Here is a 23713-nt window from a genome sequence, read left to right as displayed (position 1 = left end):
GGTTGTAAAAGGTTGTTAGCTGCGTGATAGCAGCCCTTTTGCTAAAGCCACAAACATGCCGCCGGCCACCGGCAATATGTTGTCGTTAAAGTCGTAGTGTTCGTTGTGAAGATAAGCGCTGTCACCGTTACCGACGAAGAAGAAGCAGCCGGGCACTTCTTGTAGGTAGAACGCAAAATCCTCGGCTCCCATGGTGGGCATGTAATCCAGCTTCTGAATATCGTTGCTCACCGCGTACTCGGAAGCGAGTTCCAGCACGCGCTCGGACCATTCGGGGTCATTGGCCAGCGGTGGGATCTGATGAATGTGCTCAAGCTTGAAGCGGGCACCATGGGCATCGCACACGCCTTTTATTACCTGTTCAAGCTTGCCGGCCAGCGCCTCGCGGGAGGAGGGGCGGTCGCTTCTGATGTTAACCATCAGCTCAGCGCTTCCGGGAATGACGTTGGCGGCATCGCCTGCATGAAAGGAAGCTACGGTAATCACGCCGGATTCAAGGGGCGATTTGTGGCGGGCCACCAAGCCTTGTAGTTGTTGAACAAGCGAGGCTCCTACATAAATAGGGTCAATGGCCAGATGGGGCATGGCCGCATGGCCGGAGACACCATTGATGGTCACCTTGAACGTGTCATTGCCACCCATGGCCGGACCGGGTTTCACGAAGAGCTGGCCTTCAGGAAAGCCGGGGCGGTTGTGGTAGCCAAACATGGCCTCCACCCGGGGGTTTTCAAGCACACCCGCCTTAACCATCGCATCCGCACCGTTGCCGCCTTCCTCCGCCGGCTGAAAAATCAGCTTGAGGTGCCCGCATAGCTCATCCCGCTTTTCCATGATGGCTTCGGCGGCGAGCAGCAGCGTGGCAGTATGTCCGTCGTGTCCGCAGGCGTGCATAAGGCCTTCATGCTGTGAACGGTGGCCAAACGTATTGGCTTCGTGAATGGGCAGGGCATCCATATCGGCACGAAACGCGATCACCGAGCCTTCGCGGCCGGTATCCAGCTCCGCCAGAATACCTGTGGTCGCAATACCCTCTGTTACCTTATAGCCAAGCGCACGTAACCGCTCTGCGGCGAGCTTTGCGGTTTGAGCTTCTTGATATTTAAGCTCAGGGTGCTGATGGAGGGTGTGACGCAGGGTGATCGCATCTTGTACTTGCTTTTCGGTAAACATTGCCTGTCCTTGCCGTTATTGATGTCATTATGTGCCCTAAAGCTAAGTGACTTGATGGGCTTAAAGGAGAGGCTTGTATGTTGAGTTTGTTGCTTTTTGAGCAACAGTAAGAAGAAACCTTAGATTCTAGGCCCTGTTGAGTATGTTAATTTCACACGAATAGTATTTTAGGTTTGTTATTTTACGTTTAGTGGTATCAATCCGTTACGTTATAAAAATAGAAACCTAGGTGATTATCAGAGAACATATGAGGGTGTAAAAACCGTTGAGGGTGAGTCATTTTGTCATTATTCAAGGTAAGTCATGTCCACATCTACCCTATTTTCGCTTGATGATTTCCCCGTGGGATGCATGGTTACCGACAATAAGCGGCGTATTCTGTACAGCAATCGCTATATTGAAAAGTATTACGGTTATTCAGTCAGCGGGCTAGTGGGCGCTGACCTGTTTACCTTGTTAAGCCAAGCGTCACAGATTATTTATGAAGCATACATTGTTCCCTTGCTGCTTCAGGAAACCTGCTGTGATGAAATCCGTCTAACGCTGGTGACACCCTCAAAAGGCAAGGTGCCAGTGTCGGTAAGTGCTTTTTTTGATGGCAGTTCTGATGGAAATGTTTATTGGAGTATCAGTAGTGCCAGCCGTTCAGATCAATTATTTGAAGAGCTAACGGAAACCAAAAAACTGCTTGAGCAGAAAGTATCCGTACTGCGTACATTATCCGACACGGATCCGTTAACCGGGCTACCTAATCGGGCGGCCTTGACTAAATACCTTGACCACAAAATGTTAGATCGAAAGCGTAGCGTTATGGCATTCGCTTTGGCATTTGTTGATCTTGACGGATTTAAGGAAATTAACGACCGCTATGGGCATCATGTAGGTGATAAGGTCCTTCAGTTCGTAGCCGAGCGGCTGGCCAATAATCTTAGAAGTGATGATTTAATTGCCCGTTTTGGAGGCGATGAGTTCGTTATTTTTTTAAATGGCCGCTTTAGCGCAGGTTTGGTAGAAGAGTCGCTAACGCGGCTTATCAGCAAACTTTCAGAGACCATCAGCATCGGCTCAATGCACTTAAAGCTCTCTGCCAGTATTGGCGTTACGCTTTATCCGCAGGCGAAAGAAGTACAGCCGGACCAGCTGATTCGCCAGGCTGATCAGGCAATGTATCAAGCAAAACTTGCCGGAAAGAGTCAGGTTTGCCTTTTTAATATCGATAATGAAGTCGTTCAAAAGGAGAAGTATTCAGAGCTGCTTGCGATTAGCAGCGCTATGGAGGCCGATCAGTTTGAGCTTTATTACCAGCCTAAAATCAATATGCGCACAGGTGAGGTGTTTGGCGTTGAAGCATTAATACGCTGGAATCATCCGGTAGAAGGCCTGAAAGGGCCGGATACTTTCCTGCCTGTACTTAGCAATACCGCTACCGGTTTGGCGCTAGGCCGGTGGGTGATTACGAAAGCGCTCTGCCAGCTACAAATATGGCTACAGAAGGGGCTGGACCTGCAGATCAGCGTCAACATTGATGGTTACCACTTACAGCACCCGCAATTTCTGCGCGATTTAAGCGTCATTCTTTCGGACTTCCCCCGCCTGCCTAAACAGCGGTTTGAGATTGAAGTACTTGAAACCAGTACCATTGAAGATGTGAGCCATGTTTATTCAGTGCTCAATGCCTGCCGGTTAATGGGAATTCGTATCTCTCTGGATGACTTCGGAACCGGTTACTCCTCGTTGAGCCATCTCCGGGATCTATCGGTAGATACCCTCAAAATTGACCGTAGTTTTGTCAAAAATATGCTGACCAGTAGCAGTGATTTAGCCATTTTGAAGGGCGTCATCGGCTTTGCTCGCGCATTCGAGTGTGGTCTGGTCGCAGAAGGGGTTGAGACACTAGAGCATAGCCAACTGCTGATGGAACTTGGCTGTGAATGTGGTCAGGGTTACTACATAGCCAAGCCAATGCCCGCTCGCGCTTTTTTCGCATGGATTGATGAGTGGTATCAAACGGAGTTTCAAGCGAAGTATAAAACTCACTCATTTAAAACGAAGGAGTAAACGGCGTGTTAACTAAAGAGCAGGTCATGGCACGTAACAATGTGACTATTGTCGGGGCTGGCGAAAAAACACTAATGCTTGCTCATGGGTTCGGCTGTGACCAGCAGGTGTGGCACTATCTAGTTCCTACATTAAAAGACCGTTATCGGTTGGTGCTATTTGATTATGTGGGCTCAGGCCAGTCGCAGCTATCGGCCTTTAGTGAGGCGCGCTACCACTCGCTTGAAGGCTATGCCCAGGATGTCACCGATATCTGCGAAGCGCTGGATTTAAAACAGGTGCATTTTGTCGGGCATTCGGTAAGCGGTACGATTGGTTTGCTAGCAAGCATTGCCCAGCCTGAACGCTTTGCCAGTCAGATCATGATTTGCCCTTCACCCTGCTTTTTGAACATGCCACCTGACTATCATGGCGGGTTTGAACATGCGGACTTGGAAGAACTGATCGATTTGATGGATCGAAATTATATTGGCTGGGCTAATTATCTGGCGCCCCTGGTAATGGGGCCTGAAAGCTCTGAATTATTAGTGGGCGAGCTTTCCAGCAGCTTCTGCTCGACCGACCCGGTAGTCGCCAAGATATTCGCTAAAGCGACGTTCTTTTCGGATTACCGCCACCTGTTGCCTCAGGTAAAACATCCTGCTGTTATTCTGCAGAGTGAGCAGGATACGCTGGCCAATCCTAAGGTTGGTGATTATATGCGTGACCATATGCCGGATAGTACACTGCGCCTGCTGGCAAGCCATGGTCACTGCCTGCATATGACGCACCCTGAACTTGTTCTTCAAGAAATCAACGCCTGGCTGCGTTCTTAACGCGCTATCGAGGCAACGTCGCCGCGCTTTACCAGGCGCTATTCACTGGTCAGCCGTTATGTCGCTCAAGTATCTCTAGAAAGCGCGTTTGGGCCGCGGGCGGCAATGATTCAGGTAGGTCTGCTTGCGTAGCGGCGGTATCGCCGACCTGAATCAGCATAACCATGCCCATGGTGTAGTGTGGCGAGCATTTGATGCCCCAGATGCCCTCGGCATCGAAAGTGACGTCTACCTCTTTGCCGATATTACTGACGAACGCTTCGCCGCCTTCCGGCATCATGCCCTCGATCGATGCCACGTTATGGCCTGGCGCAGAGGGTACAAAGCGAACGGTATCGCCGGGCTGTATCGCCAAGTAATCCGGTGCGTAGGGCATGGGCCCGGTGTCGTTGCGATTGAGCATCTCGACAATATGTGTCTCGGCCTGCGCAGCCAATGGGAAAAGGGCAAGCAGAACCATGATTCGAAGCAGTATCTTCATCACAAAATCCTTTTATAAAAGACAAAGCGCCCCGTAGACGGGGCGCAGTATGGAATAGCCACTGTATCAGTGGGTTAGATCAAAATCGGCAAGCTGGTCAGCGAGCACTTCCAAGGCAAAGATTGACCTGACCGAGGGATCCAGTGCGTGCGCATCAATCGCGATAATACGCTCCTGCTGAACGGCTTCGGTCTCGCGGGTAACGGGGTCGGATGCCAGAAACTCACGCTTGGCGGCAATATCATCGGCCGGGAAGCGGCGCCGGTCCATGCGCGCGGCGGCAATAAAGGTAGGGTTGCTCCTGGCAATGGTTTCCCAGCCAACGGTCGGCCACTCTTCTTCTGCAGTCACGACGTTGGTGATCCCCAGCCTGTTCATCAGCCAGTCGGGCACACTGTTGACACCTGCTACATAAGGATCGATGGCCATGTCGGCGGAGGAGTACCAAAAAACACCGGTGATATCATCGGGCAGATCCAGCGCTTCGGCTTTCTCTACGGCCGCAGCTTCGCGCGCCTTTAGCTCAGCAATCACTTGATCGCTACGTTCGGTCACGTCAAAGAGCTGGGCTAGCGTGTCAATGCTTTCGTAAATCAACTCGGTATCGAAGAGCGTCGAGCGGGCGCCATCCATGCTTTGTTGATTGCTTTTGCCGATGCAGTCTGTGGGCATGATCCAGCTGGGGATCCCCAAATCCTCAAACATCTCTGGTGTGCCAACCACGCCTGCCGGGCCAATCATCCACTCATAGGCCGAGACGACCAGATCAGGCTTTTTGGCCACCACACTCTCGTAACTGGGCGCATCGTTGGAAAGACGCTCAACGGTGGCGTCAACGTCTGCAAACTCATCCAGCACCGGGTTGATCCACAGCGCTGTGCCCTCCAGCTTATCGGCAAGGCCCAGCATATACAGGATTTCGCTGGGTGCCTGGCCGATGCTTACGACCCGTTCAGGGGGCTTTTCCAGCGTGATCTCGTGGCCGCAGCTTTCAAGCGTCAAGGGGTAATCGGTAGCGGCGTAAGCTGCGTTTCCCAGCACAAGGCTGGCGACAGCCGCCGTGGTCAATTTCAACATCATGTACACTCCCGTGCATGATGAGCAGGCCGTTGGAACAGCAAAAAACTGAGCCGACCCGCTCGATGAAGGTTAGGGTGTCGGCAGGTCTCCTGACTGACGGGTCGTCGCTAGCTCACCTTCCCAGACATAGTGTCCAGTGGCATTGTCGAGCATCGCTCGCCGCCTACAGTTGCGGGGGCAGTTCCGTTTCGCGGCCAGGCGCGGCGGATTCTCTGTTAGGTTCTCGAAAGAACACCGACGCGGGGTATTCTAGGGTGTAACGATGGCACTTAACATTGTTAAAAATAGCCTTGGCTCACCGCTTCCTGGTTGCGAGAAAAGGGTGTAGTGCCTAACTTGAGGAAAACTGCTAGGAGCAAGGATGCCATGGCGAATCATTTCCCCTCTTCCAATATTGATACGAAACGCTCGCTATGGGCAGCCGTGCTGTTGGGTGCTGGCGTAATGGCGGCCGTCGATGAAATAGTCTTTCACCAGTTGCTTCAATGGCATCATTTCTTTGATTTTGGTACGCCAACGTTTGGGATTATTTCGGATGGGCTACTGCATGCCTTCGAGCTACTCGCCATTGTGATAGGCGTGTTCATGCTGCTTGACCTTTCCCAGCGCAAGCGCCTGACAATTCCCTGGGCCAAGACGGGCTTCTTTTTAGGTATGGGCGGTTTCCAGCTTTTTGATGGCCTGATCAACCACAAAATTTTGCGCCTGCATCAGATTCGCTATGGGGTCGATCCACTGCTCTATGACGTGGTGTGGAATGGTGCGGCAATAGTGCTTTTGCTTGTGGGCATCGGGTTTTATCGCCGTGCCAAGCGTCTTGGGCATCGCTAGACATGCACGTTCACGACCATACCCATGCCGCGCAAGTGGCGTTGCTTGATTGGCTGCCGTTGGCGCTGATTGCTTTAATCACGCTGGCGTATCTAGCGGCGGCTTATGCCCAGCGTCATAAAGCGGCTGGTTGGAGCGGTTGGCGGAGTAGCTTTTTTACCTTAGGCAGCCTGTTGCTTGCCATCGCCGTAGCACCCCCTTTAATGGCCTGGGCGCACCATGATCTGGTGGGCCATATGACCCTGCATTTGTTGATCGGCATGTTGGCGCCGCTTGCCTGGGTCTTGGCCGCGCCCATCACTTTACTATTACGCACGTTGCCGCAGGCAGGTGGCAGGCGTGTAGCCGCCTTACTGCAGAGCCGGTTCGTGCGCTTCGTCTCCCACCCCGTCAGCGCGCTTATACTCAATATCGGCGGTATGTATGTGCTTTATCTCACGCCGCTGTATAGCGCATCGCTAGATAATCAGACACTTCACTATTGGATACATGTGCATTTTCTGGTGGCGGGGTATCTTTTCTGCTGGGCGATTCTGGCTGAGCCCGATGTGTCGCCCCATCGGCTAAGCCTGCGCTTTCGGCTAGGCGTACTGTTTGCGTCTATCGCCACCCACAGCCTGCTGGGCAAACTTATGTACGGCTACGCTTGGCCACGTGGCACCGACCATTCGCTTGAGGAAATACAGGCCGCCGCCCAATTGATGTATTACGGCGGCGACCTGGCGGAAGTGCTGTTGGCGGTTGTACTGCTAACGCTTTGGTTGCGCAAGCCGGTCGAACGGCGTGAGGGGTTGTTCAAAAGTGCCGAACGCGACATAAGTCGCGTCGGAGTCAATACATAGATGCGTAAAGGCTATTAAGCGCCCTTGGACGCCGCCAGCACATACAAGAACTCAAGCCCCAGCGTTGCCGCGGCAAGCGAGGTAATGTCGCCGTGATCGTAGGCTGGGTTAACCTCGACAACATCCATGCCCACCAGATCCATACCCACCAGGCCGCGAACCACCTTGAGCAGCAGGTCGGTGGACATGCCGCCGCATACCGGCGTGCCGGTACCCGGGGCGAAGGCCGGGTCGAGGCCATCGATATCCAGGCTGACGTAGGCCGGGTGATGGCCCACGCGGGCGCGAATTTTTTCGAGCACCGCGTTGGGGCCGTTGTCGTTCACCCAGTCGGCATCCAGCACTTCATAGGGGTGATTGTGACGGTCGTAACTGGTGCGAATACCGATCTGCAGCGAATGCTCGGGCACAACCAAGCCTTCTTTAAGGGCGTGGTGGAAAATGGTGCCGTGATCAAAGCGAGTGCCCTGCTCGTATGTATCGGTGTGGGCATCGAAGTGAATCAGTGCCAGCGGGCCGTGTTCGCGTGCGTGGGCGCGCAGAAGCGGCAGGCTGATATAGTGGTCGCCGCCGAGCGTCAGCATTTTCTTGCCCGCCTTCAGCCAGCGTCCGGCATGGTTTTCCAGGTTATCCACCAGGCTTTCTGGCTCGCCGTAGGCGTAGTCCAGGTTACCTGCATCGCACACGCCAAGACGTTCTTCGAGCGCAAAATCCCACGGCCAGCGTTTGCCTTCCCAGATCAGGTTGGCCGTGGCCTGGCGAATGGCGTTCGGCCCCATGCGAGTGCCCGCCCGGCCTGAACATGCCAGGTCAAAGGGCACGCCGCTGATCACGACATCTGCATCGGTCGCTTTAGGATCGGTGGCCTTGGCCACGTTCATGAAAGTCGAAATAACATCACCAAACAGGCTGGGCATGATGGGTGTCTGGGTCACCGGCGGACGTCTCCTTGAGCACAAGATCGCGTAAGCCACGCGATGAGGAAGCGACCATAAATAATTTCCAGCAATAAATTAAATGAATGTTTAGAATTAAATCATTCGCTATATAAATAATGGCTAACTACGGACATTTATGAGCGCGTTGCGCCACTTTGATTTAAACCTGCTGCGCGTTTTCGAGATGCTGATGCGCGAGCGCCACGTTACGCGGGCCGCCGAAAAGCTGCACTTGAGCCAGCCGGCCTTGAGCCATGCGCTGAAGCGGCTGCGTGAGTCGCTGGATGACCCGTTGCTGGTGCGTACCGAAAACGGCATGCAGCCGACCCCCAGGGCGCTGGCGCTTTTGCCGGTGGTACAGCAGGCGCTGGCCATGCTGCAGGAGGGGCTGGCCCCGCCGGCTTCATTCGCGCCTGCCAGCAGTTCGCGTCGCTTTACCCTGGCCACCACGGACTACTTTGAGGAAGTCATGTACCCCGGCTTTTTAAGCCAACTTTTGACTTATGCGCCGGGCATCAGTTTTTCCATTGAACTGATTACCCCGGAGGCGTTGAGCGAAGGGCTCGAGAGCCGCCAGATCGATATGGTGGTAGGGCTGGATAGCCAGGAGGAGCTGCCCGGCGGCGTGCTGCAGGCACCCTGGATGCACGAAGAGCTGGTATGCCTGGCGGCCACGCACAATCAAGGCGTGGGCGAGGCGCTCGACATTCAGCAGTTTGCCCGGATGTTGCACGTGGAGCTTGCCGATATCAGCGGGCTGCGGCCCAGCAATATCGACAGCTGCCTGACCCAGCACGGGCTCGCGCGCCGGGTGATCTCGAAGAACCTCAACTACATTGCCGCCGCGCGCGTGGTCGCACTGACAGACGCCATCATGACCCTGCCGCGGCAGATGGCCGAGCGGTTTATCGCCATGCTGCCGGTGCGGCTGGTAGAGCCGCCCAAGGAGCTTCCCGCGCTCAACATGACGCTGATTCAGCATGCCCTGTATGCCAATGAGCCCTCCATCGCCTGGCTCAATCAGCAGTTGATCGATTTTGCCCGGGATTTCAACGGGCAGGCCTGATCGAAAAGTGGCATCCCTATTGCTTGATAAAATGGGCGGCCGCGAATCGTCTTGGTCGGGCAACCGGCTTACACTGAAGATATGCCTATTGCTTTATAACGACGGCTTTTCATAACCACTAGTCTTCATAAAAACTACTTTTCATAACAACGCCAAACACCATCAAGGAGTTACCGATGTCGCTGAAGGTTCTGGTCATTGGGGCAGGAATGGGCGGTTTGAGCGCTGCGCTGGCACTCCAGCAGCAGGGCCACCGCGTCACCGTCATGGAGCGGGTGGAGGAGATGCGCCCAGTAGGGGCGGCTATTTCGCTGTGGTCCAACGGCGTCAAGGTGATGCACCAACTAGGCCTGGGTACGGCCATCGAGCGCTTGAGCGGCGATATGCAGCGCATGCGCTACCTGAGCCATGATGGCCATCTGCTGAGCGATTTCTCGCTGGCGCCGCTTTATGAAGACGTCAAGCAGCGCGCCTGCCCCATCGCCCGCGCCGCCTTGCAGCAAACGCTGTTTGACGCGGTCGGTGCCGAGCACATCGAGCTTGGGCAGCACTGTGTGGATTACACGAGCGACGCTCGCGGCGTGACGGTGACCTTTGCCGACGGCCGCAAGGTCGAAACAGACCTGCTGGTGGTGGCGGACGGCACCCACTCCCGGCTGCGCAACAAGATCGTGGGCCGCGCCGTCGAGCGCCAGTACGTGGGCTATGTGAACTGGAACGTACGCGTACCCGCAAAGGATGCGCTCGCCCCGCTGGACAGCTGGGATCAGTACGTGGGCGAAGGCAAGCGCGTGTCCCTCATGCCCATGGGCACCGGGGGCAACAGCGAAGGGCAAGAGGAGTTCTACTGCTTCTTTGATGTGCCGCTGCCCGCGGACACCCCCAACGACCCCGCCCGTTACAAAGAGGAGCTGCGCGAGCACTTCACGGGTTGGGCCCGTCCCGTGCAGGCGCTGATCGAGCACGTTGACCCGGCGCGCATGGCGCGGGTCGAGATTCATGACATTGAGCCGCTGGAAACCCTGACCGATACCCGCGTGGCTTTGCTGGGCGATGCCGCCCACGGCATGGCGCCTGATTTAGGCCAGGGTGGCTGCCAGGCCATGGAAGACGCCTGGGTACTGGCCCAGGTGGTTCAAAAGGCTCTTGAGGATGTGCCAACGCCAAATGAGGCGCTGCGCCAGGCGCTGGATAATTACAATACGGCGCGCGTTAAGCGGGTTGGGGAGATCGTGGCAAGAGCGCGCCAGCGTGCGGAAATGATTCACGGCCACACCTCGGCGCTAACCCAGGCGTGGTATGCCGAACTGGGCCAGGAGGATGGCCAGGGCGTTCGTGAGGGAATCAAAAAGACCATTCTAGGCGGCCCTTTAGGCTAAAGCGCCAGGGTAATGGCGGCCGAGATAAAAGCGCGGGTAAAGACAATAAAGGCGCCTAAAAAAATGGCGTGCTGTTATCCAGCACGCCATTAATATGAACGCCTAACGCCTAACGCCTAACGCCTAACGCCTAACGCCTAACGCCTAACGATCAGTAAATAAAACGCACGTAAATATAGCCCAGCGATAGCAGTGCCAACGTGGCAATTGCCAGCCAACTCCAGGCGTTGATCAGCTTGGAGGGGCGCAGCGTCAGCGGCACCGTCGAGCCATTGGCCGTCAGGTGATTGAGCGTGGCAAGAATGGGGCTGATCAGAAATGCCACTACCATCACGAAATCCATGAACAGCCGGAAGCTGCCCATCAGGGTGTAGAGAATCACGATGGCCAGCAGCGAAAGGCCGATCATGCAGGCCAGAAACGCCCGGCTGCCTTCTATGCGGCGTGTCTCTTCGCCATCGTTTTCCGCTCGGGTAAAGGTGTAGTACGAGGCGGTGATCATGCGCGGAAAACCGTCCAGCACGGTCAAGAGCGTCGTCAGCATCACGGTAAACGCGGAAATACCTACTACCACGCCGCTCCACTCACCCAACGTGCTGGTGTACAAACTGATGACCTGGCTGGCAAAACCCACGGCGCCATCGGCAGGAGTGATGCCCTGGCTGTGCATGACGCCCGCGCCCATGATCACGAAACAGGCGGCGAGTACGGCGGCACCGATATAGCCAATGTTGAAATCGATTTTTTCAGCGGCGGTATCGCTGCGCACGCCCTGGTTCTTGTTGCGCGCCTCGGACCACAGCGAGTTCATGATCGCGAGCGTTATATCCGACGGCATCAGGCCGAGCACCGCCACCAGGGTAATGAAGGTCGCCGTGCTCCACAGTGGCGATACTGCCGTTGCCGGATAGAGCGTCCAGTCGACCAGCGGCACGGCGGCAAGCGCTGCGAACACGGTGGTCACGCTCAGGATGACGATAAACACCTTGTTGACCCAATCCAGCAGCTTGTAGCCGCCGACAAAGGTGAGCGCGCAGCACAGCGCAATCAATATCACCGCCACGGTGGGCGGGCTCAGGCTCAGCGGCACGATACTGCCGGCAAGGCCTGCGGTGGTAATCGCAATGGCGGCGATGATGATCGCGGTCACCGGGATCTGCACCAGCGCGAACAGCGCTACCACGGATTTGCCGAACGTCTGGCGATACCCTTCGATCAACGACTTGCCGGTTACGCTGACGTAGAACGGGCCGAAGAAGAACGACGGATATTTGAGCAGCACGGCAAGCAGGATAAACCCCAGTAGGCCGATGCCGTATTCCGCCCCGGCACGCGTCGACTGAACGACGTGCGAGGTGCCGATGGCCGCCCCGGCAAACAGAAAACCGGGCCCGAGAGCCGCGAGGTATTTGGCATACACTGATTTGGCCGGCGCCGTCAGCGTACTGGATTCTTGAGGGGGCATGGCAGGTTCCTTGTGAGCGGGATTCGGTTGATTCTGGTTATTATTTTCGCGTGAACAGCGTTTTGGGGGCGCTATGTTAGCTCAGTCGGGGGCTGCTTTCCTATTGCGCAGGGTTATCCTGAGTAACTAAAACCGCTGACGGTGGCGCCTGCATGTCACGTCTACATGACAACCCACATTGCTTGCCCCAGGTCAGGCGCGCAGCTGATATGTATTTATTGCGCCTTTCTGAGTCTGTACTGGAAAGGCTTGGCAAGGCATAGTCGTACCGGCCAGACTGGCGATTGCCAGCCGGGCCAAGTGCAGGATGATAAAACGCTCAAGAGGCCAACCATGTTAACTGTTTTTATCTATTTGATGATTTTCGTGGGCGTGACCGCCGCGCTGTATCAGGTCTACGAGGTCAACTACAACATCAACTTCGCCAATGACCTGAAGCTTTCAGGCGCCGAGAAGGCGCATCTGGACGAGCTGGCGCAAAAGGCCGAGGGGGCGAAAGCGGGCGGTGACGCCAGTGCCTTCAACCAGGCGGTCGCACGCATCTTTGGCCCGAACCTTGATCCGCACCTCGTACTGCGGGCGTTTTCCGAGGAGAAGTTGAGCACCTACGCCATTCCGCTAGTACGCCGCCGCAAGCGGCTCGAAAAAGGCCGCGAAGCGAGCCTTCGCCACCTGCCCAGGCACAATATTCGCGTGCTGATGATTTCGCTGGTGATCGTGAACAGCATGCTGGCGCAGTTTCTGGGCGGGATGAGTATCTTTACGCTGCTTTACCCGGCTACATCGCCCGCGTTTACCTGGCTGAATTCGCCGGCCATCCTGATGCTGCTGACCTTTGTGCTGATCGCGGCCTCCCACGGCATTTCACGGTTTGATATGTATCGGCACGACCTGTATCAAATCGGCGAGCTGATGCGCCAGACCCCGGAAGGCCACCACCTGCAAGGCCAAACTGCTTAAACGCTAGAACGAGGCGAGCATCTGGCCGAGCAGCGCCATGGCCTCTTCGCTGCGCGGCGTCCAGGGGTGGCCGTAGCTCAAGCGTGCGCAGTGGCGATACCCCTGCGTTGCGGAAAAGATGGGTCCCGGCGCAATGCTGATGCCCTGCTCGCGGGCCATGTGAAAAAGACGCAGCGAATCGACCTGCCTGGGAAATTCAAACCATAGAAAGTAGCCACCCGCCGGGCGCGTGGCCCGCGTACCCGCAGGGAAGTAGCGGGCCGCTGCATCCAGCATGTGCCCCTGCTGAGCTTCCAGGGCGTAGCGCAGCCGGCGCAGGTGGCGATCATAGCCACCGTGCTGCAGGTAGTCGGCAATGGCCACCTGGGCGGGCACCGAGGGCGAGATGGTGGTCATCAGTTTCAGTCGCGAAATGGCCTCCGCGTAGCGCCCACCCGCCACCCAGCCCACCCGGTAACCCGGCGCCAGGCACTTGGAAAACGACCCGCAGTGAATCACCAGTCCCTCGTCATCGTAGTGCTTCACCGGCGCGGGCGGCGTGGTGCCAAAGTAGAGTTCGGCGTAGACATCATCTTCGATCAACGGCACCTGATGCTGCTTGAGCAGGGTGTAGAGCGCCTGCTTCTTGGCATCGCTCAGGCTCGCACCTAGCGGGTTCTGCAGGTGGCTCATGAACCAGCAGGCCTTGATGGGATAGCGGGCCAGGCTTTCCGCCAGGGCGTCCAGGTCGATCCCCTCACGAGGATGCACGGGAATCTCCACCGCCTTGAGCTTCAGGCGTTCAAGCACCTGAAGGCTTGCGTAGAAGGCGGGCGACTCGATGGCGACAAGATCCCCCGGAGACGTGACGCACTGAAAACCCAGGTTCAGCGCTTCCATGGCGCCGTTGGTAATCACCAGCTCCTGCGGCGGCAGATGCACGCCGGTCAAGCGATAGCGCAGGGCGATCTGGCGGCGCAGGTCCGGGTCGCCGGCGGTCATGTCGGCAATGATGGCGTCGGCCGGCAGCGCCCGCAGCCCCTTGGTCATGCTGCGTGCCAGGCGCGGCAGCGGAAACAGTTCAGGGCTTGGAAATGCGGAGCCAAAGGGCACCGTGTCGCTATCCTGGAGCGAGCCCAGCACCGAAAAGACCAGCTCGCTGACCGCAATGTCCGCGGTTTCCTGAACGCACGGATTCATCTCGGGCTCGGTGAGCAGCCGCGGGGCCTGTTCGCGCACGAAATAGCCCGAGCGCGGCCGCGCCACGATCAGCCCCTGGTTCTCCAGCAGGTAGTACGCCTGAAAAACGGTCGAAGGGCTGATGGCGTAGTGGCGGCTGGCCTGGCGCACCGAGGGCACGCGCTCCCCCGGTGCCAGCACGCCGCTGCGAATCAGTTCGGAAATCTCGTCGGCAAAGCGTTCGTAGCGTTTCATGGTTGTCAGCCGCCTAAAACAGGCCTTGAGGATACGCTAACGGCGGCCGAAAACCGACTTCCAGCGCTATAGCTGGCTGATAATCAGCGCCGCATTGACGCCGCCAAACCCAAACCCGTTGCACAGCACATGCTGAGTGGGCTGGGTACGCGTTGTCAGCGGGATAAAGTCCAGATCCTGCATGTCTTCATCGCAGTGGGTCAGGTTGAGCGTGGGCGGCAGATGGCCGGTGGTGGCGGCCAGCGCTGAAAAGATACTCTCGACACCGCCCGCGGCGCCCAACAGGTGGCCCGTTGCCGACTTGGTGGAAGAGATAGGAATGTTCGCTAGAGTGCTACCAAACACGCGGCGTAGGGCCGCAATTTCGGCGCGGTCGCCTACCGGAGTCGAGGTGGCATGGGCATTGATATAGCCGATCTCATCCGCGCCAAGCCCCGCCATTTTAAGCGCTGAATGAATCGCCGCAGCGGCGCCGTTACCATCATCCGGCCCGGCGGTAATATGGTAGGCGTCGGCACTGGTGCCGTAGCCGCTGATCACCGCCAGGGGCGTGGCGCCACGGGCCTCGGCGTGGGCCAGGGTTTCGATCACCAGTAGGCCCGCACCTTCGCCCATCACAAAGCCGTTACGGGTGCTGTCGAAGGGGCGCGACGCGCTTTCTGGCCGTTCGTGCTCGGTGGAAAGCGCTTTAAGCGCGTTAAAGCTTGCTAAAGACAGTGGGTCGATACACGCCTCGGCGCCGCCCACCAAGGCAACGTCAGCTTCACCGCTACGAATTAAGCGCATGCCGTCGCCAATCGCCTGAAGGCCCGCCGCACACGCCGTCACCGGGCAGCCCAGTGGGCCCTGAAAGCCGTAGCGAATCGACAGATTGCCCGCGGCCATATTGGCCAGAAACGCCGGTACGGTAAAGGGTGATACCCGGCGATAACCTTTCTGCTGTAACGTTTGCTGCGCTTCGGTGATCGTTGGGAAGCCGCCAATGCCTGAGCCGATGATGGTTGCCGTAGCGCGTCGTTGAGCTTCATCCGTAGGCTGCCAGCCAGCCTGTTCAAGAGCCTCTTTTGCTGCCGCCATGGCGTAAAGGCTGAACAGATCCAGCTTGCGGCGCTCTTTAACGTCTGCGATATCATCCAGACGCAGGCCCGCTTCGGGATCATCAGTTGAATGGGCAACGGCCCCGGCAATTTTGATCGGAATGGCGTCGGTATCAAAGCGCGTGATCTGGCTAATACCCGAGCGGCCTTCGATCAGGCGCTGCCATGTTGTCTTGACGTCGCACCCTAAGGGGCTGACCATACCCATGCCAGTGATAACAATAGGTGAATGCATAGCGACTCCTCAGTGCTTTAAATAAGCTAACGCTAGCATTACGCATTATATGATCAAGATAATATTTAGCGGCACCATTTAGCTAGCAGTGCCATGACGAGGTAAACATGCCTTATCCCAAAAGCCACAAGGCAAAAACCCGAGAGCGGATTCTGTCTTCAGCGACAGAGCTGTTTAGTCGGTATGGGTTCAACAAAGTGTCTATTGGTCAGGTAATGACGCTGGCTAAAATGACCCACGGCGCTTTTTATGCCCATTTTGCCTCTAAAGAAGCGCTCTATGATGCCTCTGTGCGTAAGACCCTGGACGGCAGTCGCGCAGCACGGCTGGTCAAAGGGCCGCTCTCCCTGCAGCATCTCACCGAGCTTGTGTCCAACTACTGGAATCTGCAGGAACTTGAGCGTAAGCAGCAGCCGGGGCCTGAAGCGGTGCTGTTTAACGAGATAGGCAGCGAAAAAGCCGAAATCCGCACCATGTTTGAAGCCTCGTATTTAAGCATGAAGAAAATGCTCGAAACGCGCCTGCTCGCGCTGAGTAAGCTTAAACAGCTGCCCTTTGCCAATGACCGCACTGTTATTGCCGATAAGTCGCGGGTTATTTTGGCCTCGTTGGTAGGCGCCGTCGCCATTGCCAAGAGCTTGCCGGGCGAGGAAGAACGCCAGCACGTATTGATGGCCACCCAGCGCCAGATCCTTTTAATGCTTGGCGTAAGTGAAGGCGACGCCGAAGGGATGCTGCAACGCGTGATGGCCCAATAGCTATGGGTATGTGTAAAGCCGTTCCCCCCGCGTTACGCTCGCCAGCGCTCAGGCAGCGTTTCCGTCAAGAACTGGCTAAATGCGCGCACTTTGGGGGTTAATTCCCGACGATGCCTCACGCAGAGATAAAACTCCAATGGTTCGATCTCAACCTGCGCGTCGGCCTCAAGCGCAGAGGTAATCGTTTCTGACGTCACCGGTTTTTGGGTAAAGAGCGCCACCAGCTTGCCATTCGCAATAAGCGGCTCTGCGATAAACGCTGCTAATCGAGTGATCCCACCACCTTCAACCGCCATCTGCGCGAGTGCATCAATGTCATCGCTGATCATGCGTGCGTTTACCGGTGCATCAAAGCGTATTCCGTTACGCACAAATCCCCAGCCGAGATAACGCCCGTCCAGCGGAAAGCGGAACACCAGGCAGTCATGCTCTTTTAGCTGCTCCAAAGTACGCGGGTAGCCGGCGCGCTTTAGATAGCTGGGGGCTGCGCAAAACAGTGATGGTACGCGAGCAATCGGGCGCGCTACCAGCCCATCTTCCAGGGCGTGGCGGATTCTAATGCTGGCATCTACCGACTCCGCAATATGGTCCACATTTCTGTCCGCGATATTGAGTTCAACCGTAAGATCCGGATAGCGCCGGTTAAATGCCGGAATCATGGGCGCCAGAATATGCCGGGCAAATGCGCCGGTGGAAGCAATACGCAAGCGGCCTTTAGGCGCCGAATTGAGCGCATTGACCGCTTGGCTGGCAAGCTCCAGCTCCTGTACCAGTTCGCGCACTTTGGCGTAATAAGCCGAGCCGTTTTCCGTTAACGCCAGGCTGCGCGTGGTGCGAGTGAGTAAACGCACGCCAAGGTGGTTTTCTAATCGGCTGATATTTTGACTGGCAGCGGCGGGGGAAATCCCCAGCAGGCGGGCGCCACCAGCAATAGAGCCCGCTTCAACAGCTTTTACGAAGCTTTCAATACCGCGCAGGGCAACCATAAGTTAAACCATGTTGTTAAAAATAATTCGTAAGTTTAGCTTATTGCTCTGTTCATAAGGCATAGGCTTCTGCCTCCCTTAAGAGCGCTGTAAAGTGCCTACCTGCTTTTCAACGAACAGGTAGGCTTCAATGACACAACGACAGTTCCCCGAACAGCGTATTCTGGCCGCGCGCAAGCTGCATCCTCGTTTTACGCCGGTCGTCTTTGCTTTATATATGTCGACGGTGATGGCGTTTTTAATGACGCTAATTATTACCGCGGTTAATGCGGGGATGAGTGACGATTATTTCAGTCAGGTGTGGCACGCCTACCGCGTGGCCATGCCCAGTGCCTTTATTTGTATTTTGATGGTGCGCCCGCTAGTGGCTCGCCTTGTTCAGCTAACCATTAGGTCGCATTGAGATAATTATCCAGGGTACTTTTTGCTCATACTGGTGCTTCCCTGCAATGACGTATTGAGAAAGCTCATGACCTACCTGCATCAAAGGTTGAATAGCTTTTATCCAAGGCTGCGTGAGAATCTATAACGTTTGAGTGAGGGCGGGGCACCGAGATCAGCCGCCAACAACTAAAGCCAATAGCCCACTTTTTAAACAGTAGGGAGTACCCGTGTGAGAATAGGCGCACCTAAGGAAACGAGCCGGGGCGAAGCGCGTGTGGCGCTCACCCCGGAAAGTGCCAAGCAGATCCAAAAGCTGGGCCATGAGTGCCTGATTGAGACAGGCGCAGGTCTGGCGGCGGGCTTTAACGACGACACTTACCGTGATGCTGGCGTGACCGTGGTGGATAGCGCGGACGCACTCTGGCAAGACGCTGAGGTGGTCATTAAGGTCCGTGAGCCCTCTGATAGTGAGGCTGCGCGACTGCGCAAAGGCCAAACGCTGATTGCGTTTTTCTGGCCCGCGCAAAACGAAGCGCTGCTGGAAAAATGCAAGGCCCAGGGCGCCAGCGTGATCGCCATAGATATGGTACCGCGTATCTCCCGTGCCCAGAAGATGGACGCGCTGTCTTCCATGGCCAATATCGCCGGTTACCGCGCGGTGATCGAGGCGGGCAATAATTTTGGCCGTTTCTTTACCGGCCAGGTAACCGCTGCGGGTAAAGTGCCGCCGGCTAAAGTGCTGGTGATTGGCGCAGGCGTGGCCGGGCTTGCGGCCATTGGTACCGCCACCAGCCTGGGTGCTGTGGTGCGCGCCTTTGATGTACGCCCGGAAGTCTCTGAACAGATCGAGTCGATGGGTGCTGAATTTCTATTCCTCGATTTCGAAGACAGTCAGGATGGTTCGGAAAGCGGCGGTTATGCCTCGCCTTCAAGCCCTGAGTTTCGCGAAAAGCAGCTGGCTTGTTTCCGCGAACAGGCGCCCGACGTGGATATTGTCATCACCACCGCCCTGATCCCCGGCCGCCCGGCGCCCAAGCTGTGGCTTGAGGATATGGTCGAGTCCATGAAACCAGGCTCGGTGATTATCGATCTTGCCGCTGAAAAAGGCGGTAACTGCGATTTAACCCAGCCCGATGAGCGCGTCGTCTCCGATAACGGCGTGATTGTGGTCGGCTATACCGACTTCCCCTCGCGCATGGCGACCCAGTCATCCTTGCTGTATGCCACCAATATTCGCCATATGTTGACCGATTTAACGCCTGAGAAGGATGGCGTGATCGATCACAATATGGATGATGACGTGATTCGTGGCGCGACGGTCACTCACCAGAACGAAGTGACCTTTCCGCCGCCCCCGCCCAAAGTAAAAGCGATTGCCGCAGCCAAACCGAAGAAGAAAGAAAAAGAGCCGACGCCCGAAGAGAAAAAAACCACCGAGGCCGCTGCGTTCAAGGCCCAGACCAAGCGCCAGGTCGGCATATTGGCGATCGGCGGTGCATTGATGCTGCTGCTCGGTCAAGTCGCGCCCGCGTCTTTTATGCAGCACTTTATTGTCTTCGTGTTGGCGTGCTTTATCGGCTTCCAGGTGATCTGGAAAGTCAGCCACTCGCTGCATACGCCGCTGATGGCGGTGACCAATGCGATCTCCGGCATCATTATTTTGGGGGCGATTTTACAGATTGGCTCAGGCAGCGCGGTGGTTAGCGTGCTGGCGGCTATTTCGGTACTCATTGCAACGATCAATATTGTGGGTGGCTTCCTGGTGACACGCCGGATGCTAGCCATGTTCCAAAAATCCTGAGCGGCGGAGAAACGATATGTTAGGTCAAGGATTCGTATCTGCCGCGGCGATTGCGGCAAGCGTTTTGTTTATTTTATCGCTGGGCGGGCTTAGTAATCAGGAAAAAGCCAAGCGCGCCGTGTGGTACGGCATTGTGGGCATGGCCGTCGCGGTATTTTTCACCGCCTTAGGGCCGGGCATTGGCGGCTATTGGTGGCTGATCCCGATGATGATTATCGGCGCAGGCATCGGTACCTATATGGCGGGCAAGGTCGAAATGACCGAAATGCCCCAGCTGGTGGCCGCCCTGCATAGCTTTGTGGGTTTGGCGGCGGTATTTGTAGCCTGGAGTGCGGATCTGGAGCGCCGCCGGGTGCTGGCCGCGCGCGCTGCCGACGGCGTGATGCAAGAGTTCTCGGCGTTTGCCGCGCTGGTGGCCACCAAGGCACCGGACGAGCTAACGTTTTTGCAGATCGAAGTGGTGCTGGGCATCTTTATCGGCGCGGTCACCTTTACAGGCTCGGTGATTGCCTTTGGCAAGCTGGCGGGTAAAGTCGACGGCAAACCGCGCCAGCTGCCTGGCGGGCATTTACTCAATGCTGGTGCTGCAGTGCTTTCACTGTTGTTGGCGGTGCTTTATCTCAACGGCGCAGGTTTCTGGACGTTGATTGTGCTGGCTGCACTGGCTTTCTTCATCGGCTATCACCTGATCATGGGGATTGGCGGTGCTGATATGCCGGTGGTGGTCTCGATGCTCAACAGCTATTCGGGCTGGGCGGCGGCGGCTATCGGTTTTACGCTCGGAAACGACTTGTTGATCGTGACGGGTGCGCTGGTGGGCTCCTCAGGGGCCATTCTTTCCTACATCATGTGCAAGGCGATGAACCGCAACTTCGTTAACGTGATCCTGGGCGGCTTTGGTGGAAGCACGGGGCCTGCCGCGGAAATCGAAGGCGAGCAGGTAGCGATTGATGCCGGCGGTGTGGCCAGTGCCCTGAACGATGCCGATAGCGTGGTGATTGTGCCGGGTTACGGTATGGCAGTTGCGCAAGCGCAGAGTGCGGTAAGCGATCTGGTACGCAAGCTGCGTGCGGCGGGCAAGAACGTGCGCTTTGGTATTCACCCGGTGGCGGGGCGCCTGCCGGGGCACATGAACGTGCTGTTGGCAGAAGCCAAGGTGCCTTACGACATCGTATTGGAGATGGATGAAATCAATGACGATTTCACCAGCACTGACGTGGTGATCGTCATCGGCTCCAACGATATCGTTAACCCGGCTGCTGAAGAAGACCCGAACAGCCCCATTGCCGGTATGCCGGTATTGAAGGTCTGGGAGGCCAAGCAGGTGTTTATCTGCAAGCGCGGGCAGGGTACCGGCTACTCGGGCATCGAAAACCCGCTGTTCTTCAAGGAGAACAGTCGGATGTTCTACGGCGATGCCCGCGATAGCCTGAACGCATTGCTACCGCTGGTCGATTAACGTTCCACAACGCAGTGCAACCCAACGAACAGGGCGCCCAAGGGCGCCCTGTTTGCGTTTAATCGGCGCGTCTCGCTCACTGCCATGGTTACCAGGAAATGGTCTTTTTACCTGTAAATTAAAAATTACTATCAAGTTAGTCGCTAAATGCAAATTGTAGCTATGGCTAATGTGCTTTAAAACTGTGCCATGTCAATGAGTCGCCCGCTCGCGCGTTTTGAAAGCGTCATGTTGAGAGACGTCATTGAGTGTTCCTCTGGTTACGCCAGGGGTAAGAGCAATAAGGGGAAACGAACGCATGAGTGGTAAATGCCCGGTAATGCACGGCGGTAACACAGCCGCCAGCAAGTCCAACACCGACTGGTGGCCTAACGCCCTGAACCTGGACATCCTGCACCAGCACGATACCAAGACTAACCCGCTGGGTGAAGATTTTAACTATCGCGAAGCGCTCGAAACACTGGATGTCGAGGCACTGAAAGCGGACCTTCGCCAGCTGATTACCCAAAGCCAGGAGTGGTGGCCAGCCGACTGGGGAAGCTACGTAGGCATGTTTGCCCGGGTTGCCTGGCATGCGGCAGGTTCTTATCGCCTGGCAGATGGCCGTGGTGGTGGCGGCACCGGCAATCAGCGCTTTGCGCCGCTCAACTCCTGGCCGGATAATGCCAATACCGATAAAGGCCGCCGTCTGCTGTGGCCGATCAAGAAGAAGTACGGCAACAAGATTTCCTGGGCCGATTTGATGATTCTTTCCGGCACCATGGCCTATGAAGTCGCGGGTTTGAAAACCTTCGGCTTTGCGTTTGGTCGCGAGGATATCTGGCACCCTGAAAAGGACACCTACTGGGGCGCTGAAAAAGAGTGGCTGGCGCCTTCCGACAGCCGCTACGGCGACGTAGCAAAGCCCGACACCATGCATAACCCGCTTGCCGCCGTGCAGATGGGCCTGATCTACGTGAACCCGGAAGGCGTGAACGGCCAGTCCGACCCGCTCAAGACCGCCGCTCAAGTGCGTGAAACCTTCAAGCGCATGGCGATGAACGATGAGGAAACGGTAGCTCTGACTGCTGGTGGCCACACCATCGGCAAGTGCCACGGTAACGGCACGCCCGGCGATCTAAGCCCGGAGCCCGAAGCGGCTGGCCCCGAGCTTCAGGGCCTTGGCTGGATGAAAACCAAAGGCTGTGGCATTGGCCGTGACACTCTGGTAAGCGGTATTGAAGGCGCCTGGACCAAGAACCCGACACAGTGGGACATGGGCTACTTCGAGATGCTGTTTGGCCACGAATGGGCGCTGAGAAAATCCCCCGCCGGTGCTTCGCAGTGGGAACCTGTCGACATTAAAGAAGAGGACATGCCGGTAGACGTGGAAGATCCTTCCATCCGCTGCATGCCGATCATGACCGATGCCGATATGGCCATAAAGGTCGACCCAATTTACAACGCCATCTGCCAGCGCTTCATGGCGGACCCGGCGTACTTTGATGATGTCTTCGCCCGCGCCTGGTTCAAGCTGACTCACCGCGACATGGGCCCAAAAGTGCGCTACGCAGGCCCGGACGTACCCCAGGAAGACCTGATCTGGCAAGACCCGGTGCCCGCAGGGCCGGCCGACTACGACGTTGACGCCCTGAAAGCACGCATCATCGCCAGCGGCCTGAGCATCAGCGATATGGTCAACACTGCCTGGGACAGCGCACGCACTTATCGTGGCTCTGACATGCGCGGCGGCGCCAACGGCGCACGTATCCGCTTGGCACCGCAAAACCAGTGGGAGGGCAACGAGCCCGAGCGCTTGGCCCGCGTGCTGGCCGTGCTTGAGCCCATCGCCCAGGCAAGTGGCGCAAGCCTTGCCGATACCATCGTGCTGGCGGGCAATGTGGGCATCGAACAGGCGATAAAAGCCGCAGGCTTAAGTGCCACGGTGCCCTTTGCCCCCGGCCGCGGTGATGCAACGGATGAAATGACCGACGCCGAGTCGTTCGAGGTGCTTGAGCCTCTGGCCGACGGCTTTCGCAACTGGCAGAAAGACACCTACGTGGTCAGCCCCGAAGAGATGCTGCTGGACCGCACTCAACTGCTCGGCCTGACCGCAGCGGAAATGACCGTACTGGTAGGTGGCATGCGCGTATTAGGCACCAACCACGTAGGCACTAATCACACAAACATCAGGCACGGCGTGTTCACCGAGCGCGAAGGCGCATTGACCAACGACTTCTTCGTCAACCTGGTGGATATGGCCAATACCTGGCATCCGGCGGGCGACCACTATGAAATTCGTGATCGCCAAACCGGTCAAGTGAAGTGGACAGCCAGCCGCGTTGACCTGGTGTTTGGCTCCAACTCGATTCTGCGTGCCTATGCCGAAATTTATGCGCAGGATGATCACGTCGAGAAGTTTGCCCGCGACTTTATCGCCGCGTGGACAAAAGTGATGAACGCCGACCGCTTTGATTTAGCGTAACGCTACGCGCCCTAGAAAGGGCGCGTGAGCA

Annotated in this window: 20 protein-coding genes and 1 riboswitch; of the genes, 12 read left to right on the top strand and 8 right to left on the bottom strand. The window is 56.7% G+C overall.

Translation table 11 applies throughout. The features are described from left to right. Positions 1-15: 15 nt before the first annotated feature. Positions 16-1170, bottom strand: coding sequence for a M20 metallopeptidase family protein (locus ACT3XD_RS03995; protein WP_192536697.1), 1155 nt, complete (start codon positions 1168-1170; stop codon positions 16-18). Positions 1171-1473: 303 nt separating this feature from the next. Here ACT3XD_RS03995 and ACT3XD_RS03990 point away from each other — a divergent pair, with 303 nt between their 5' ends. Both ACT3XD_RS03990 and ACT3XD_RS03985 read left to right on the top strand, forming a co-directional pair. Then, positions 1474-3228, top strand: coding sequence for a sensor domain-containing protein (locus tag ACT3XD_RS03990; RefSeq protein WP_192536696.1), 1755 nt, complete (start codon positions 1474-1476; stop codon positions 3226-3228). A gap of 26 nt (positions 3229-3254) precedes the next feature. Continuing rightward, a complete protein-coding gene (locus tag ACT3XD_RS03985; RefSeq protein ID WP_225736000.1) occupies positions 3255-4043 on the top strand; it encodes an alpha/beta fold hydrolase in 789 nt (262 codons plus the stop codon). 49 nt (positions 4044-4092) lie between these two features. On the opposite strand, the gene ACT3XD_RS03980 is transcribed toward ACT3XD_RS03985, so the two are convergent. Next, on the bottom strand, positions 4093-4524 hold the full coding sequence (locus ACT3XD_RS03980) for a pseudoazurin (RefSeq protein WP_192536694.1): 432 nt from the start codon (positions 4522-4524) through the stop codon (positions 4093-4095). A 66-nt stretch (positions 4525-4590) separates the two neighbouring features. Then, positions 4591-5604 (bottom strand): ABC transporter substrate-binding protein, encoded by a 1014-nt coding sequence (locus ACT3XD_RS03975; RefSeq protein WP_192536693.1) that lies wholly within the window; start codon positions 5602-5604, stop codon positions 4591-4593. A 62-nt stretch (positions 5605-5666) separates the two neighbouring features. After that, positions 5667-5858, bottom strand: a riboswitch (cobalamin riboswitch). Between the two features lie 112 nt (positions 5859-5970). On the opposite strand from ACT3XD_RS03975, the gene ACT3XD_RS03970 reads away from it, so the two are divergent. Beyond that, complete coding sequence (locus tag ACT3XD_RS03970) at positions 5971-6435, top strand: DUF2243 domain-containing protein (RefSeq protein WP_192536692.1); 465 nt, start codon at positions 5971-5973, stop codon at positions 6433-6435. A 2-nt stretch (positions 6436-6437) separates the two neighbouring features. Continuing rightward, positions 6438-7277, top strand: coding sequence for a cytochrome c oxidase assembly protein (locus ACT3XD_RS03965; protein ID WP_192536691.1), 840 nt, complete (start codon positions 6438-6440; stop codon positions 7275-7277). A gap of 14 nt (positions 7278-7291) precedes the next feature. Here the strand turns inward: ACT3XD_RS03965 and speB are convergent, their stop codons facing one another. Then, on the bottom strand, positions 7292-8194 hold the full coding sequence (speB, locus tag ACT3XD_RS03960; RefSeq protein WP_192536718.1) for an agmatinase: 903 nt from the start codon (positions 8192-8194) through the stop codon (positions 7292-7294). 157 nt (positions 8195-8351) lie between these two features. On the opposite strand from speB, the gene ACT3XD_RS03955 reads away from it, so the two are divergent. Beyond that, the gene (locus ACT3XD_RS03955) at positions 8352-9281 is read left to right on the top strand and encodes a LysR family transcriptional regulator (protein WP_192536690.1); all 930 of its coding nucleotides are present in this window, start codon (positions 8352-8354) and stop codon (positions 9279-9281) included. Positions 9282-9457: 176 nt separating this feature from the next. After that, on the top strand, positions 9458-10660 hold the full coding sequence (hpxO, locus tag ACT3XD_RS03950; RefSeq protein ID WP_192536689.1) for an FAD-dependent urate hydroxylase HpxO: 1203 nt from the start codon (positions 9458-9460) through the stop codon (positions 10658-10660). Positions 10661-10811: 151 nt separating this feature from the next. Here hpxO and ACT3XD_RS03945 read toward each other — a convergent pair whose 3' ends face one another. Continuing rightward, a complete protein-coding gene (locus ACT3XD_RS03945; RefSeq protein WP_192536688.1) occupies positions 10812-12125 on the bottom strand; it encodes an NRAMP family divalent metal transporter in 1314 nt (437 codons plus the stop codon). A 333-nt stretch (positions 12126-12458) separates the two neighbouring features. On the opposite strand from ACT3XD_RS03945, the gene ACT3XD_RS03940 reads away from it, so the two are divergent. After that, the gene (locus ACT3XD_RS03940; protein WP_192536687.1) at positions 12459-13085 is read left to right on the top strand and encodes a hypothetical protein; all 627 of its coding nucleotides are present in this window, start codon (positions 12459-12461) and stop codon (positions 13083-13085) included. A 3-nt stretch (positions 13086-13088) separates the two neighbouring features. Here the strand turns inward: ACT3XD_RS03940 and mapR are convergent, their stop codons facing one another. Continuing rightward, complete coding sequence (mapR, locus tag ACT3XD_RS03935) at positions 13089-14498, bottom strand: GntR family transcriptional regulator MpaR (protein WP_192536686.1); 1410 nt, start codon at positions 14496-14498, stop codon at positions 13089-13091. Between the two features lie 66 nt (positions 14499-14564). Beyond that, positions 14565-15830, bottom strand: a complete 1266-nt coding sequence (fabF, locus tag ACT3XD_RS03930) for a beta-ketoacyl-ACP synthase II (RefSeq protein ID WP_192536685.1) — start codon at positions 15828-15830, stop codon at positions 14565-14567. Positions 15831-15937: 107 nt separating this feature from the next. On the opposite strand from fabF, the gene ACT3XD_RS03925 reads away from it, so the two are divergent. Beyond that, on the top strand, positions 15938-16588 hold the full coding sequence (locus ACT3XD_RS03925) for a TetR/AcrR family transcriptional regulator (protein ID WP_192536684.1): 651 nt from the start codon (positions 15938-15940) through the stop codon (positions 16586-16588). A 32-nt stretch (positions 16589-16620) separates the two neighbouring features. Here the strand turns inward: ACT3XD_RS03925 and ACT3XD_RS03920 are convergent, their stop codons facing one another. Then, a complete protein-coding gene (locus tag ACT3XD_RS03920) occupies positions 16621-17574 on the bottom strand; it encodes a LysR family transcriptional regulator (RefSeq protein ID WP_192536683.1) in 954 nt (317 codons plus the stop codon). A 130-nt stretch (positions 17575-17704) separates the two neighbouring features. Between ACT3XD_RS03920 and ACT3XD_RS03915 the strand changes: the two genes are divergently transcribed. The 4 genes from ACT3XD_RS03915 (at position 17705) to katG (ending at position 23682) form a co-directional block, all read left to right on the top strand. Then, positions 17705-17977: a DUF2798 domain-containing protein gene (locus ACT3XD_RS03915; protein WP_192536682.1), complete on the top strand. Its 273-nt coding sequence runs from the start codon at positions 17705-17707 to the stop codon at positions 17975-17977. Between the two features lie 210 nt (positions 17978-18187). After that, complete coding sequence (locus tag ACT3XD_RS03910; protein ID WP_192536681.1) at positions 18188-19759, top strand: Re/Si-specific NAD(P)(+) transhydrogenase subunit alpha; 1572 nt, start codon at positions 18188-18190, stop codon at positions 19757-19759. Between the two features lie 16 nt (positions 19760-19775). After that, positions 19776-21218 (top strand): NAD(P)(+) transhydrogenase (Re/Si-specific) subunit beta, encoded by a 1443-nt coding sequence (locus ACT3XD_RS03905; protein WP_192536680.1) that lies wholly within the window; start codon positions 19776-19778, stop codon positions 21216-21218. Positions 21219-21516: 298 nt separating this feature from the next. Next, entirely contained in the window at positions 21517-23682 is a 2166-nt protein-coding gene (gene katG / locus ACT3XD_RS03900) for a catalase/peroxidase HPI (protein WP_192536679.1), read from the top strand. The last annotated feature ends 31 nt before the right edge of the window (positions 23683-23713 follow it).

The organism is Halomonas sp. AOP7-B1-5, from assembly GCF_052353045.1.
Taxonomy (GTDB): domain Bacteria; phylum Pseudomonadota; class Gammaproteobacteria; order Pseudomonadales; family Halomonadaceae; genus Vreelandella; species Vreelandella colorata.
Note: the sequence above shows the minus strand (reverse complement) of the source record. Positions and strands in the feature narration are given on the sequence as shown.

What these genes read in the sequence shown, in the direction of transcription:
- ACT3XD_RS03940 (WP_192536687.1), top strand. Translation starts at nt 12,459, where the DNA reads ATGTTAACTGTTTTTATCTATTTGATGATTTTCGTGGGCGTGACCGCC.
- ACT3XD_RS03945 (WP_192536688.1), bottom strand. Translation starts at nt 12,125, where the DNA reads ATGCCCCCTCAAGAATCCAGTACGCTGACGGCGCCGGCCAAATCAGTG.
- ACT3XD_RS03995 (WP_192536697.1), bottom strand. Translation starts at nt 1,170, where the DNA reads ATGTTTACCGAAAAGCAAGTACAAGATGCGATCACCCTGCGTCACACC.
- katG (WP_192536679.1), top strand. Translation starts at nt 21,517, where the DNA reads ATGAGTGGTAAATGCCCGGTAATGCACGGCGGTAACACAGCCGCCAGC.
- ACT3XD_RS03915 (WP_192536682.1), top strand. Translation starts at nt 17,705, where the DNA reads ATGACACAACGACAGTTCCCCGAACAGCGTATTCTGGCCGCGCGCAAG.
- hpxO (WP_192536689.1), top strand. Translation starts at nt 9,458, where the DNA reads ATGTCGCTGAAGGTTCTGGTCATTGGGGCAGGAATGGGCGGTTTGAGC.
- fabF (WP_192536685.1), bottom strand. Translation starts at nt 15,830, where the DNA reads ATGCATTCACCTATTGTTATCACTGGCATGGGTATGGTCAGCCCCTTA.
- ACT3XD_RS03905 (WP_192536680.1), top strand. Translation starts at nt 19,776, where the DNA reads ATGTTAGGTCAAGGATTCGTATCTGCCGCGGCGATTGCGGCAAGCGTT.
- ACT3XD_RS03985 (WP_225736000.1), top strand. Translation starts at nt 3,255, where the DNA reads ATGGCACGTAACAATGTGACTATTGTCGGGGCTGGCGAAAAAACACTA.
- ACT3XD_RS03975 (WP_192536693.1), bottom strand. Translation starts at nt 5,604, where the DNA reads ATGATGTTGAAATTGACCACGGCGGCTGTCGCCAGCCTTGTGCTGGGA.
- ACT3XD_RS03925 (WP_192536684.1), top strand. Translation starts at nt 15,938, where the DNA reads ATGCCTTATCCCAAAAGCCACAAGGCAAAAACCCGAGAGCGGATTCTG.
- ACT3XD_RS03980 (WP_192536694.1), bottom strand. Translation starts at nt 4,524, where the DNA reads ATGAAGATACTGCTTCGAATCATGGTTCTGCTTGCCCTTTTCCCATTG.
- speB (WP_192536718.1), bottom strand. Translation starts at nt 8,194, where the DNA reads ATGCCCAGCCTGTTTGGTGATGTTATTTCGACTTTCATGAACGTGGCC.
- ACT3XD_RS03955 (WP_192536690.1), top strand. Translation starts at nt 8,352, where the DNA reads ATGAGCGCGTTGCGCCACTTTGATTTAAACCTGCTGCGCGTTTTCGAG.
- ACT3XD_RS03970 (WP_192536692.1), top strand. Translation starts at nt 5,971, where the DNA reads ATGGCGAATCATTTCCCCTCTTCCAATATTGATACGAAACGCTCGCTA.
- ACT3XD_RS03965 (WP_192536691.1), top strand. Translation starts at nt 6,438, where the DNA reads ATGCACGTTCACGACCATACCCATGCCGCGCAAGTGGCGTTGCTTGAT.
- ACT3XD_RS03920 (WP_192536683.1), bottom strand. Translation starts at nt 17,574, where the DNA reads ATGGTTGCCCTGCGCGGTATTGAAAGCTTCGTAAAAGCTGTTGAAGCG.
- mapR (WP_192536686.1), bottom strand. Translation starts at nt 14,498, where the DNA reads ATGAAACGCTACGAACGCTTTGCCGACGAGATTTCCGAACTGATTCGC.
- ACT3XD_RS03990 (WP_192536696.1), top strand. Translation starts at nt 1,474, where the DNA reads ATGTCCACATCTACCCTATTTTCGCTTGATGATTTCCCCGTGGGATGC.